The organism is Nocardiopsis sp. RV163 (assembly GCF_001029525.1).
In the GTDB taxonomy this organism is placed as follows: Bacteria; Actinomycetota; Actinomycetes; order Streptosporangiales; family Streptosporangiaceae; genus Nocardiopsis; species Nocardiopsis dassonvillei.
The window spans coordinates 1-12,419 of record NZ_LEKI01000166.1; the positions used below are offsets into that span (position 1 = coordinate 1).

General features: G+C 73.6%; 12 protein-coding genes and 1 pseudogene. 7 read left to right on the plus strand and 6 right to left on the minus strand.

Translation table 11 applies throughout. From position 1 onward, the window contains the following. Nucleotides 1-35: 35 nt before the first annotated feature. Both ABD54_RS22235 and ABD54_RS22240 read left to right on the plus strand, forming a co-directional pair. Nucleotides 36-1,610 (plus strand): hypothetical protein, encoded by a 1,575-nt coding sequence (locus tag ABD54_RS22235; protein ID WP_047871474.1) that lies wholly within the window; start codon nt 36-38, stop codon nt 1,608-1,610. 14 nt (nt 1,611-1,624) lie between these two features. Beyond that, nucleotides 1,625-2,392 (plus strand): DUF1266 domain-containing protein, encoded by a 768-nt coding sequence (locus ABD54_RS22240; RefSeq protein WP_047871475.1) that lies wholly within the window; start codon nt 1,625-1,627, stop codon nt 2,390-2,392. A gap of 13 nt (nt 2,393-2,405) precedes the next feature. Here the strand turns inward: ABD54_RS22240 and ABD54_RS22245 are convergent, their stop codons facing one another. The 4 genes from ABD54_RS22245 to ABD54_RS22260 form a co-directional block, all read right to left on the minus strand. Then, nucleotides 2,406-3,425, minus strand: coding sequence for a methyltransferase (locus ABD54_RS22245; RefSeq protein ID WP_047871476.1), 1,020 nt, complete (start codon nt 3,423-3,425; stop codon nt 2,406-2,408). A 22-nt stretch (nt 3,426-3,447) separates the two neighbouring features. After that, on the minus strand, nt 3,448-4,647 hold the full coding sequence (locus ABD54_RS22250; RefSeq protein WP_047871477.1) for a magnesium and cobalt transport protein CorA: 1,200 nt from the start codon (nt 4,645-4,647) through the stop codon (nt 3,448-3,450). Between the two features lie 133 nt (nt 4,648-4,780). Beyond that, nucleotides 4,781-5,491, minus strand: a complete 711-nt coding sequence (locus tag ABD54_RS22255; RefSeq protein ID WP_047871486.1) for an alpha-ketoglutarate-dependent dioxygenase AlkB — start codon at nt 5,489-5,491, stop codon at nt 4,781-4,783. Nucleotides 5,492-5,547: 56 nt separating this feature from the next. Continuing rightward, a complete protein-coding gene (locus tag ABD54_RS22260; RefSeq protein ID WP_047871478.1) occupies nt 5,548-7,350 on the minus strand; it encodes a hypothetical protein in 1,803 nt (600 codons plus the stop codon). Between the two features lie 188 nt (nt 7,351-7,538). On the opposite strand from ABD54_RS22260, the gene ABD54_RS22265 reads away from it, so the two are divergent. Both ABD54_RS22265 and ABD54_RS22270 read left to right on the plus strand, forming a co-directional pair. Further along, nucleotides 7,539-7,961, plus strand: coding sequence for a hypothetical protein (locus ABD54_RS22265; protein WP_047871479.1), 423 nt, complete (start codon nt 7,539-7,541; stop codon nt 7,959-7,961). Next, nucleotides 7,961-8,281 (plus strand): transcriptional regulator, encoded by a 321-nt coding sequence (locus ABD54_RS22270; RefSeq protein ID WP_047871480.1) that lies wholly within the window; start codon nt 7,961-7,963, stop codon nt 8,279-8,281. The genes ABD54_RS22265 and ABD54_RS22270 overlap by 1 nt, the downstream gene beginning before the upstream one ends. A 10-nt stretch (nt 8,282-8,291) precedes the next feature. Here ABD54_RS22270 and ABD54_RS22275 read toward each other — a convergent pair whose 3' ends face one another. Further along, a complete protein-coding gene (locus tag ABD54_RS22275; RefSeq protein ID WP_047871481.1) occupies nt 8,292-9,278 on the minus strand; it encodes a DMT family transporter in 987 nt (328 codons plus the stop codon). 92 nt (nt 9,279-9,370) lie between these two features. Between ABD54_RS22275 and ABD54_RS22280 the strand changes: the two genes are divergently transcribed. Beyond that, entirely contained in the window at nt 9,371-10,273 is a 903-nt protein-coding gene (locus ABD54_RS22280) for a LysR family transcriptional regulator (RefSeq protein WP_047871482.1), read from the plus strand. A 37-nt stretch (nt 10,274-10,310) separates the two neighbouring features. On the opposite strand, the gene ABD54_RS22285 is transcribed toward ABD54_RS22280, so the two are convergent. Then, complete coding sequence (locus ABD54_RS22285) at nt 10,311-11,240, minus strand: LysR family transcriptional regulator (protein WP_047871483.1); 930 nt, start codon at nt 11,238-11,240, stop codon at nt 10,311-10,313. A 283-nt stretch (nt 11,241-11,523) separates the two neighbouring features. Between ABD54_RS22285 and ABD54_RS22290 the strand changes: the two genes are divergently transcribed. Then, complete coding sequence (locus ABD54_RS22290; protein WP_047871484.1) at nt 11,524-12,066, plus strand: GNAT family N-acetyltransferase; 543 nt, start codon at nt 11,524-11,526, stop codon at nt 12,064-12,066. Nucleotides 12,067-12,177: 111 nt separating this feature from the next. Beyond that, a pseudogene (locus tag ABD54_RS22295) lies at nt 12,178-12,419 on the plus strand (hypothetical protein); the annotation flags it as partial.

The window sequence follows — 12,419 nt, forward strand, 5'->3', positions numbered from 1 at the left end:
CCGCCCCCGCCTCCCCCCGCGCGAGAAAGGACCCCATGAGCGACTGGATCGACTACTCCCAGAACCGGAAGATCCGGGAACTGGAGGAGAGTCTGGGTTCGGCCCACTACCAGATGGCCGCCGAACGCCGCAGGATGCGCTCGGAGCTGTCCCGGGTCCGGGGCACCCTCGAACAGAGGCTGGACCGCGTCTCGGCCTCCCTGGACGCCTTCATCGAGCTCAGCGACGTGCGCGCCGTCCTGGCGATGTTCGACGGAGCCGCCCTGGCCCGCCACCGCACCCTCCAGATGCTGGACGGCGTGCCCCTCCCCAGCCTGGACCTGGAGGACGTCCCCGGCTACTGGCTGGTCCCGGCCGCTTTCGGCCTGCACGCGCTGCTGGAGGGCGACACCGCCGCCGCCCGCCGCCGCTTCGACGAGGCCGCCCGGCGCGACGCGGAGCGCGCGGGCCACTTCGCGGCGCTGGCCACCGCCCTGACCAGTGCGGACCACGCCCGCGCCACGGACGCCGCCGCGACCGCCGGGCTGCTCCCGCGCCTGCCCTACCCCGACGAGGAGGTGACCCGGGGCCAGCGCGCCCTGTGGCTGCTGACCGCCGACGGCTCCTTCGGCGACGACGCCCGGCGGCACCTGCTGCTGTCCACGCTGCGCGCCTGGTCCGAGGCAGGGGTCGGCGTCCCGGCCTCCGCGGGTCTGTACGCCCTGACAGGGGACGCCTCCGGCGCCTCCCCCTCCCCGGCCTCCGGCGGGAAGGCGTCCGGCGGTCTGGCCGGGCGCGCCGGGGCCGCGCGGCGCATCACCGCTCTGCGCGAGGGCGTCGCCCGCGTCGTCGCGCTCGACGGGGATGACGCCTCCCCCTCCGTGCTCGCCCCCGACGAGGTCAGCGCCGCGTTCCTCGACGACACCCTGCGCCTGCTCGTGGAGGAGGGCAGCCCCGAGGAGGCCCCCCTACTGACCCGCGCCCGCGAACTGCGCGCGGTCATCGAGAGCAGCGGCGAGGGCGGGCCGCCGCAGCGGTGGACCGACCCCGTGGGCACCGTCGCCGCCCTGCTCGGCGACGATTTGGTCCGCCAGGACGCGCCGCCCCACCGCCGCACCTTCGCCCTGGCCCTGCAGCGCCCGACCGTGGCCGAGCTCGCCGAGGAGCTGATGCGCGAGGCCGCCGCGCCGGTGGAGGACTCCACGACCCTCCAGGCGCAGGGCGTTCGGGTGACGGTCTCCTCCCACGGCGCCGAACCCCGGGAGCTGGAGCGCGCCCGCACCCGGCTGCGCGGGCGCTGGCACGACACCGGCTCCGCCCGGACCTACGCGTGGGGCCTCCTCGCCACGGCGTGCCTTCTGGCGCTGCTGGGGCTGACGTCGGGCAGCGGCCTGGTCTGGTTCCTGTGCGCGGCCGCCTCGGCGGGAGCCGGGGTCGCGCTGGTGGTCGACCGCTCCAGGCGCGCCGAGGCCCGGAACACCGCCGAGGCGACCGTGCGGCGGCTGGACGTCCAGGTCGCCGAGGCCGCCGAGAGGTGGCGCGAGTCGCTGCTGGCCTCCGAGGAGCACGCCGTCACGGCCGAGAACGAGGCGGGACGGATCTACCGCCTGCTCAGCAACGAAGACGATTGAGGACACGAGGGGACATGGGACTGTTCTCCGCGCGGATCAAGCTCCGCAGCGACCCGCAGGGCTTCTTCCAGGGCCCGATGGCACACGCGCTGGCCTCCGGCGCGCACATGCCCACGGCCAACGGCGGGGTGTGGAACGCGGTGCACTCCTCGTGCTCGTGCTGCGACGCCCAGGACGAGCGGGACAAGCTGCGCGACTCCTGGGGCGTCACCGACCACGCGGGCTGGGACGGGACGCTGCGCCTGCTGACCGACGACGCGCGCCCCGCGACGGCGTTGTCGATCGTGCTGGACCTGCGCGCCCGGGCCATGGCGCAGGCCCCCGGGTGGCCCTTCGACGCGGGCATCTGGCCGGACCTGATCGTGCGCTGGTGCCAGGAGCAGGGCGCCGCACCGGGCCTGTACGAGGATCTCGTGGCGGCGGCCGCTCAGGTCTGGGAGTACGAGGAGCGCATGGTGCGGGACGGGGTGCTGCCCCCGGGCACACCGGTGCGCACGGCGCGCGCCTACGACTTCGGGCGGGCGGTCAACCTCGCGCGGTGGGGCGTCAACGCCGGATACGCCGACGAGCGCGCGGCGCACGCGCACATCCTGCGGGCGGGCGCGCAGTCCATGCGCTACCACGGGTCGTGGCAGGAGATGTCCGCCGGGTTCGTGCTGGGGCGGGCGATGGCCTTCGACGAAGGCGCGTTCGGCCCCTACTACACCGACTCGGCGCGGGCGCACGCGGTGTTGGCCGGAGATCCGCGGAGCCCGTGGCTGAACCTGCCCTGGCGCATGTGAGGGGCGGTGCGGGTCAGGCTCGGCCGTGCACCGGTCCGGCCACGAGCAGGCGCATCTCCAGCGGCAGGTCGCGGATTCCCCGGGTGGTCAGCCCGGCCGAGCGCAGCAGCGCCTCGTACTCTCGCTCGGTGCGCTCGGCCCCGGTGGTCATCACCATCATGTGCGCGTCCAGGACGGCCGTGAGCCAGGCGGCCCCCTCGTCGGGCAGGACGCGCTCGGCGATCAGCACCAGCCCGCCGGGGGCCATCGCCTCGCGGCAGTGGCGCAGCACGGTGCGGGCGTCCTGGTCGGACCAGTTGTGCAGGACCCGGCTGAGCAGGTAGGCGTCGGCGCCCCGGGGCACGCCCCGCAGGAAGTCGCCCTCCACCAGCTCGCAGCGCCCCGCATCGACGTACGCGCCGAGGCGGGCACGGGCGGCGGCCAGCGCGGGCGGGCGCTCCACCAGCACCCCCCGGGCGTGCGGAGCCCGGGCCAGGACGGCGGCCAGGAGTTCGCCGTCCCCTCCCCCGAGGTCGACCACCGTGCGGGCGCCGGTGAAGTCGTGGACGTCGGGGAGGGCGGTGGAGAAGCGGCCGCTCGCGGCCATCCCGGCCGTGTAGCGCGCCGCGTCGTCGGGGTGGCGCTCCAGGTGGGTGAACACGTCGGTGCCGTGGGCGGCCTCGAAGGCGGTGCCGCCGGTGCGCACGCTCTCGTCCAGGCGCGCCCACGCGGCGGTGAACATGTCGCTGTCGTAGAGCAGCGCCAGGTCGGCCATGCCCGAGGGGTGGTCCCGGCGCAGGGCGGCGCCGACCTCCGTCGGCCGGTAGCGCCCGTCGCGGTGCTCCACGACCCCCACGGCCGCGAGCAGGCGCAGCAGGCGTTCCAGGCGGTCGGGGCGCAGGTGCAGTCCGGCGGCCAGGGCCGCGGCGTCGGCGGCGCCCCTGGCGAGGCGGTCGAGCACGCCCAGTTCGACCGCGGTGGCCACCGCCCGGGCCACCCACGGTCCGGTCATGAGCCGCAGCACCTCGCGTTCGGCGGATCCGTCCCCCGTCATCCCCACCTCCGTCAACAGGCCCTCAGAGCCAACCGTTGCGACGAAAGACAACGTAGAGGCTCAGGCTCGACAGCGCCATGAGGGCCAGGGTCAGCGGCCAGCTGAACGCCCAGTGGTAGTCGCCTCCCGGGGAGATGTTCATGCCGTAGACGGAGGAGATGAGGGTGGGCACGACCAGGATGCCGCCCCAGGAGGAGACCTTCTTCATGGCCTCGTTCTGCGCCTGGTCGATGAGGGCGCTGTTGACCGACATGATGTTCTGCAGAAGCTGGCGGAAGCCGTCCACGCGCTCGCGCACGGCGGCGACGTGGTCGGCGACGTCGCGCAGGCGGTGGTGCAGCTCGCCCCGCCCTTCGGCGGGGATGCGGAAGGGGTCGGCCGAGGCGAAGCCCCGTCGGCGCGTCGGGGGTCGGACGCCCTCAGGCTCGGCGAGGGCGTCGGCGAACGGCCGCGTGTCCGGGGGGCCGGTGTGTTCGGGGCGCTCGGGGCGTTCGGGGCGTTCGGAGTCGTGGGTCAGCGGACCCATGAGCCTGTCCAGGACGGTTCCGAGGGGTTCCACGGCGCGGGAGAGCAGGATGACCTCGCGGGCGAGGCTGTAGGTGCGCCGCGAGGCCCGGGAGTCGCCGCCGAAGACCTGGTTCTCCACCTCGTCGATGTCGTCCTGGAGTTCGGAGACGACGGGCGCGTAGCCGTCCACGACCAGGTCCAGGACGGCGTGCACCACGGCCAGGGTGCCGTGTGCCAGGACGCGGGGCTCCGCCTCCAGCAAGTCGCGGACGCTCTCGAAGTCCACGCAATCGGTGTGGCCGATGGTGACCACGAAGTCCCGTCCGGCGAAGAGGTGGAGCTCGTCCACCTCGACCGACTCGCGCACGGTGTCGTAGCGGGCCGGGCGCAGCACTAGGAAGAGCACACCCCGGTAGACCTCGGCCTTGGGGCGCTGGTGGGCGACGATGGCGTCCTCCAGGGCCAGGGAGGGCAGGCCGAAGAGGCGTGCGACCTCGGTGAGCTGGTCGCGGTGGGGGGCGGTCATGCTGATCCAGGCCATGAGGCCGGGGTCGCTCTCGGCGGCGCTGCGGGCCTCGGCGACGGTGGCGGTCTCGCGCTCGCGGCGCCCGTCGCGGTAGAGGACCGCGCGGACCGGGCCGGGCGAGCCGCGCTCGGGCAGCGCGGCCCTCCTGCGGCCCAGGTCCATGATGCGTTCCGGCGCGGAGTCGCTCATGCGTGGTGTCTCCCCTCCCGTGCGTGGTCGAACGCAGCGCTGTCCCGCCGGCACCGGACCTTCGGGCGAACGCTCTCAGGAGGGACTGCCCCGAATGGGGCGGCGGCAGTCGGGTCGGACCCGGACGGGGGCCTCAGCCGCGCAGCCCCGAGGCGCGGACCGTGATGTTGAGCCGCCCGTCCAGGCCCAGGCCGGGCGGCGCGGTACCGGGCCTGGTGCGGGGGACGCCGTGGTAGGCCATGCGGGAGGGGCCGCCGAAGACGAACAGGTCCCCGCTGCGCAGTTCGACGTCGGTGTGGGGGCGGTTGCGGGTCTCGGTGTTGCCGAAACGGAACACGCAGGTGTCGCCGAGGCTGAGGGAGACCACGGGTTCGCCGGAGAGTTCGTCGCGGTCCTGGTGCATGCCCATGCGCGCGTCGGCGTCGTAGAAGTTGACGAGGGCGACGTCGTAGGGGTCGGCGTCCGGGCCGGGCGGGGCGCCGTAGGCGGCCTCCACGGCCCGCCCGGCAAGGGCGCCGAGCAGGTCGGGGAAGGGCTGGACGGGTGTGCCGTCGGGCAGGAGCCGCGCGTAGGAGTAGGCCTGCCGGTGCCGGGAGGGCCCGGAGCCCCGCCGCTCGGCGTGGGGATTGGGCCCCGGCGACCAGTGCCACCCCAGGCTGACCGTCCGCACGCTCATCACCCCGCCGCGCGGCATGGCGTGGCGGCGCATCCCGGCGGGCCCGCGCGCCCAGTCCCGGCAGCGCCGGACCAGGTCGGCCTGCTCCTCGGGGTCCAGCCAACCGGGCACGTGCACGGCGCCGGGCCCCACCTGGGCGGGCGGTCGGTCGAACAGCGCGTCGCTCATGTCCCCCATGCTGCCCCGCCCCGGCGGCGGGCGCCAGCGCGGGGCGGACGGGGCGGTCAGCGGCGCAGGAGCTCTCGGACGTTGACCACGAGCAGCAGCACCACGATCACCGCGACGGGGACGGTGACGGCGATGCGCCAGTTGACCACGAACGCGGCCACGACCCCCACGACGAGTCCGACGACCACCGCGATGACCGCCAGCCCGATGAGGTACTGGACGAACTTGCGGCGGGCCACGGAGTCGACGGCGGCGAAGGCCACGACCACGCCGATCATCGCGTAGAAGGTGTACTGGCCGTTCAGGACGAACATGGGCAGCGCGAGCGAGATCAGCAGGAGCGGGGTGCTCAGTGCCACCCACAGGTGCAGGAAGCGGGTGGAGCGCTGCGTCCCCGAGGAGTAGGGCAGGTGCGGGGCCTTCAGGTGCCCGGTGGGCGAGGGCACCAGGGGGGTGTCCGCGGCCAGGGCGCGCAGGTGGGTGTCGCGCTCGTCGGCGGTCAGCACGCGGGTCTCGTAGACCTCGCCCAGCTCCACCTCCAGGGAGGCGATGCGTTCGGCGTACTCGCGGGCGCGGGGCCGCGAGTGGGCCTCGCGCTCCAGGACGATGCGGGCCGAGTGGAGCTGGCGCAGGCGGTCGCGGCGGCTGATGACGTCGGCGTCCAGGGTGCGCAGCCGCTCGTCCAGGGCGCGCACGTGCGCGCGCAGTTCGGCGCGGGCGGCCGGTTCGGTGGGGGCGACCTTCTGCAGGCCCACCCACGCCAGCGGGTCGGCCCATGAGCGGCGGATGGTGCCGTCGCGTTCGTAGCGCGGGCCGCTGGGGGCGCGCTCGCCGTCGAAGAAGTCGCCGGTGTCGCGTCCCCACAGGCCGCGGAACCCCGCCAGCCAGGGGGTGTCGTCGTCGATGAGGACGGCCGACCACTCGCGGTCGCCGCCGGGGCCCAGGCGCATGCCGTCGCCGCGGGCGTAGTCGACGAAGGGGACGCCGATGCCGTGCCGGTTCAGGACGCTGTCGGCGCGGAAGATGCGGTGGGTGATCCACCGCCAGGCGCGCATGGGGCCGCGCAGGAAGGAGGGGTCGACCTGGATCAGGTAGTCGCCGGGCAGCATCTGGTGGGAGTGCGACCCCGCGCCGACGTAGACGATGGGGTGGTCGCCGTCCCGGTGCAGGTCGGCGTCCTCCCAGCTGCGGCGCAGGTCGTCGCCGTGGTACTCGTGCGAGGAGGCGCCCACCCAGACGGGGCGGGTGGTGCCGTCGGGGTTGTCCACGACGTAGACGGTGACGCGCTCCCAGTCGGCCTCGTGGTCGTTGACGCCGCCGTAGATGGTCCGCCAGTCGTTCATCGCGTAGAAGAACCAGTACTGGAGGACGGTGTAGCCGCCCTCGCGGGTGACGCGGCCGTAGTAGGTGACGCCGCCGTTGTCGACGCGCTCGCGGTAGCGGGTCACCGCGGCGAAGGTGAGGCCGCCGGGGACGGCACCGCGGATGAGCAGGGAGAGCTTCATCAGGATGTCCAGGACTCGGCCCAGGACGCCGACGGCGGCCAGACGGCCGCTCTTGGGGATGACGGTGCGGGCCACGCCCTTGTAGCGGCGGGCCTCCTCGCGCAGGGTCTCCTCCTGGACGAAGCGCAGGTGCTTGTGGCGTCCGGGCCACTCCTCCTCGGCCCGGCCGAGGCGGTCGAGGGTGAGTTCACCGGCCGGGACCAGGCGGCGCTCGCCGCCGCCCGGTTCCTCGATCCACAGGCTGCAGTTGCGTACGTAGGCGTCCACGTCGGTGGGGAAGAAGAGCTCCCCCTTGGTGCACATGAGCACCGGTTCGTAGGCGCGGAGGAGTTCGAGATCAGATTTCGCGGCCATGGTTCGCACCAAGCTAGTGCATTCCGGAGACGCTCCGTACCGGTGCGGCGAAGAGGCGCGGGTGACGGATGTCGCTTGTGGGACGGGGCTTGCCCGTGCGCCCGGCCTCACCTTCCGGCTAGGCAATCACTTGCCAACTTGGAAAGTGGATGCCATGCTGACAAAAGGTTGAGCGAACGGAGAACGGCATGCGCAGGAACGAGGCGCTGGACGCGCTGGAGCGGGCGGAGACGGTGGGGACGCGGACGCGCTCCCGGGGCGGGTGGTACGCGGTCTACGGCGCTGTGTTCGGCGTCGCGACGCTGACCCTGGTGCTGGCGGTGGGCCTGTTCCCCTCCCCCTGGGCCATCGCCGCGTCCACCGCCGGGTTCGGGGCCGCCATGGCGGTGATGACGGTGTTCGCCGTGCGCCAGCCGGTGCAGCCGCGGGGGTACGCGTCCCTGCACCTGTGGACGATGGGCGTGTGGGGCGTGCTGTACGCGGTCGCCCTCCTCGTCGGCATGTACGCCTTCCCCGGGGAGCCCGCCTGGTGGGTGCCCGCCGCACTGGCCTGCGCGGCACCGCCCCTGGTGGCGGCCTACGTGTCCCTGCGCCGAAGCCGGAGCGCCTGATGGAGCACCCCCGCGGCAGGCTGGACGAGGTGATCCACTCACCCGTCCGCTTCTCGGTCGCGGCGGCGCTGGCCGCCGTTGACCGCGCGGAGTTCCGCTTCGTGCGCGACACCGTCGAGGTCTCCGACTCGGTGCTGTCCAAGCAGGTCACGGTATTGGAGAACGCGGGCTACGTGAAGGTGCACAAGGCCGCGGTGGGGCGGCGCACCCGCACATCCCTGTCCCTGACCGCTGAGGGGCGGGCCGCCTTCGACCAGCACGTCCGGGCGCTGCGCGAGATCGCCTCGGGAGTCCACGTCCACGCCCCCGACGCCGAGTGACCGCGGCCCCTCAGGCCGCCCGGCCCGACGCCGCGCCGACCTCCTCCGGCCGGGCCTCCTCCCCGGGCCGGTGCGGGTCGGCGGCGGTGGCCGCCGCACGGTCGGGCACGGCGGGCCTCCGGGAGCCGTCGCCCCGGGCCGCCCCGGCGCCCGCGACCACCACCAGCACCATGCCGGCGACCTGGACCGGGGCGGGCGCCTGGCCGATGACCACCAGGCCCATCACCAGGGCGACCGCCGGTTCCAGGCTGGAGAAGGTGCTGTAGGCGGTGCGGCTCATCCGCTGGAGGGCCACCATCTCCAGCAGGAAGGGCACCATCGGGAACAGCAGTGCGATGAGCAGGGTGAACAGCACCAGGTCGAGGTCGAAGTCGGCGACCAGGCCGGGAGCGCCCAGCGGCGCGCTGACCGCCGCTCCCACGGTCATGGTCAGGGCCAGGCCGTGCACCGCGCCGAAACCGGCGCCCACCCGCTGGGTCAGCACGATGTAGCCCACGACGCAGACCGCGCCGGCCAGGGCGAAGCCGACCCCGACCAGGTCGAGTTCGCCCTGCCAGGGGCGGGTCAGGCAGAGCACGCCCGCGACCGCGGCGAGGATCCACACGAGTTCGCGGCGTCGGCGCATGGCGGCCACGGCCACCACGAGGGTGCCGAGGAACTCGATGGAGGTGGCGGTGCCGAGCTCGATCCGCGCCGTGGCCTCGGAGTAGAACAGCATCATCCCCGCGCTCGCCGTGCCCAGGATCACCACCGCGCCCAGTTCGCGCCGCGAAGCCGCGCGCACCGCCCGCCACAGGGAGCGGCCGCCCAGGGCCAGCAGCAGGAGCGCGGCCCAGCTCAGCCGGAGCCAGGTGACGGTGGCGGGGCTGGCCTGGGCGAAGGCCGTGACGGCCAGCGCGCTGCCGGTGTGCAGGGTGAACATGCCGATGAGCAGCATGAGGGGAGCCGGGACCCCGAAGCGGGCACGGCGGAGCGAGGGAACGAGAGAGCGGATCACCCGACCATTGCACCGACGCGGTTCGTTTCTGTCCACGGACCACTGGTTGATGGATCGTGTAGTTCCGGTGGACGGTTGGGTAGCCTCTGCGGATGGACTTCACCCGGTTGCGCCTGCTGGTCGAACTGGAACGGCTCGGCACGATGGCCGCGGTGTCCGAGGTCACGGGCATGAGCACGTCGGCGGTCTCCAAGCACTTCGCCGTCCTTGAGCGGGAGGCGGGCGTGCCGCTTATCGCTCCGGACGGGCGGCGGGTGCGCCTGACCCCGGCCGGGCGGCGGCTGGCCGAGCACGCGGTGGGCATCCTGGCGCGGGTGGAGGCGGCGCGGGCGGAGTTCGACGGCGAGGGCGAGCCGGTCGGCCGCGTCGACCTGGTGATGTACACCACGGCGGCGCCCCTGGTACTGCCCGCGCTGCGCCGTCTGCGGCGCGACCACCCCGGGATCGACGTCCACCTGACCGAGCACGAGTCCGAGCACGCGCTGGAGCTGCTCCAGGACGGGCGGGCGGACCTGGGCGTGGTGTACCAGTACAGTCTGCTGCCCCGGGATTTTCCGGGGACGCTGACGGTGCACCCGGTCGGAAGCGAGGACCTGCTGCTCGCCCAGCCCTCGGAGGGCGCCGACAGCCGCACCCTGACCCGGCGGCGGCTGCGGGAGCTGGCGGACGCGGCGTGGATCGTCAGCCCCTACCGGCGCGACGAGGAGGCTCTGGTGCAGCGCATGTGCGCCGAGGCCGGGTTCACGCCGCGCGTCGTCCACAGGATCGACAACCTGGAGCTGTTCGAGCAACTGGCGGCGGAGGGCTTGGGGGTGGGCGTGGTGCCGAGGCTGTCGGCGGTGACCCGGCGCGGGGTGGCCCACTCGCCCCTGGGCGAACTGGGCGGGGTACGCCGCGTCCACCTGGCGGGCCGCACCGGCGGATGGGCGTGGAAGCCCATCCGCCTGGTGGCGGAGTACCTGCGCGAGTCGGCCGCGGACGTGCTGGCCGGGTAGGCCGGGGCCCGGTCGGGCGTCCGGGCGGGGCGGCGCCTCAGCCCGCGATGGCGAAGGGCCCCACCGACGGCACGGGGACCTTGCTGGCGGCCTCGCGCATGGCGGTGAGCAGGGGTTCGGGCGAGGCGCCCGCGCGGGAGAGGGCGACGATGTGCCGTCGGGCGCTCTGGCGCACCCCCCGCACCACGATCCGCGGCGTGCTCAGTCCGGTCCAGGCCAGGCGCGGCATCAGGGCGACGCCCAGTCCCGCCTGCACCAGGGAGAACACCGCGCTGAAGTCGTCCACGGTGTGTGCCACGCGGGGCTGGAAGCCCACCTGGTGGGCGGCGCCGGACACGCACTCGTGCCAGGCGGTGCCGGGCGCGGACAGGATCCAGTCCTCGTCGGCGAGGTCCTCGGCCAGGTGGAGGCTGGTGCGGGCGGCCAGCGGGTGCTGGTAGGGCAGGATCGCGTCGAACAACTCGACCATGACAGGGTCTACGCGAAAGTCCGGGTCGCCGCTGGCGGGCATGTGACCGGTGGACATGGTCAGGGCCATGTCCAGGCGGCCCGAGCGCACCATCTCGGCGCTGTGCTCGGGTTCGGCCTGGACGACCTGGAAGGACCAGTCCGGGTGGCTCGTGCGCAGGTGCGACAGGGCCGGGGCGATGAGGTCGCTGATCCCGGTGGAGAAGGCGCCGATCCGGACCACGCCGCGGTCGCCCCCGGCGTACTCGGCCAGGTCGGCGGTGGCGCGCTCCATCTCCGCGAAGATGACGTGCGCGCGCTTGAGCAGGACCCGGGCGGCGCCGGTGAGCAGGAAGCGGCGGCCGTTGCGTTCGACGAGGGGGACCCCGGCCTCCCTGGCCAGGGCGGCGAGCTGTTGGGAGACCGCCGACGGGGTGACGTTGAGCGCCTCCGCGGTCGCCGCCACCGTGTGGTGGCGGTCCAGTGCCTGGAGGAGCTGTAGCCGCCGAACGTCGATCATGATTTCCAACTTATGGCAGCGCACACAGATTTCAGGGTGGTTTCGTACACGTTGCGCAGGTTAGGGGCGTGATTCCCTGCACATCGTCAGCGGACTCAACACCTAAAGAAAAAACGCTCTTCTTCTCTTTTGAAAATCTCCGACGCCTCTTTCTCCGTGTCGGGCACGTTCCGGTCGATACGGACACGTACAGTCGGTGCCACAGCTCAAACAGGGGCGAGCCCCGGGGGGATCAGCACCCAATGCTGGTGAAACGGGTGAGAAAAATATGCAAAATTCGCTGATGACCAAACCTCGACAGTCCGACGTCGGTGTGCTCAGCTTCCGCTACCTGGGAGCTCACGAGGTGGAGGAACTCGCGGACCTGTGGGGCGCCCTCCACCAGCAGCACACCCTGACGGCCCCGCACCTGGCGGACATCATCGGCCCCGTGAGCCTGGACGAGTCCTGGAGGCGCCGCCGCGCCCAGTACAGGGCCTGGCTCGCCGACCCCGAGACCCTGGCGATCCTCGCCGAGCGCGACGGCGACCTGGCCGGGTACGCGATGGTCACCATCCGCGAGAACGCCCAGGGCAGCTGGGACCGCGGCGCGCGGGGGGCGGTGGTGCAGACCTTCGCCGTCGACCCCGAGTACACCGGAAGCGGCGTGGGATCCAAGCTGCTGGAGGAGGTGCGCCGCCAGCTCGCGGGCATGGGCGTGCGCGACATCGAGTTCTCCGCTCTGGCCACCGCCTCGGAGGACATCCGCTTCCTGGAGGAGGAGGGCTTCCGCCCCTTCGTGACCACGATGGTCTGCCGCGTGGACGCCTTCGGCGCGCACGACTAGCACCGCGGGAACCGAACCCCCTCCCCGGCCTCTCCGGGACGGGGAGGGGGTTTCGCACCCTGCCCGACACACCTTCCGCGCCGCGCGGGGGCGAACCGCTACGCTCACCCCGTGGCCTCCGACTCCAACACCTGCAACTTCCCCGGCTGCGACCGGCCCGTGCCCCGCGCCTCCTCGCCCGGCCGCCCGCCGCAGTACTGCGACCTCCCCGAGCACACCCGCTGGCGCGCCTGGAAGGAACGCCAGCGCCAGACCCAGGAGGCCGAACGCCAGGAGGAGCTGGCCCGCGCCGCCCGGGAGCCCTCCGCCGCCGACTCCGCCGCGTCCTCCCCCCACGCCGCAGGGTCCTCCCC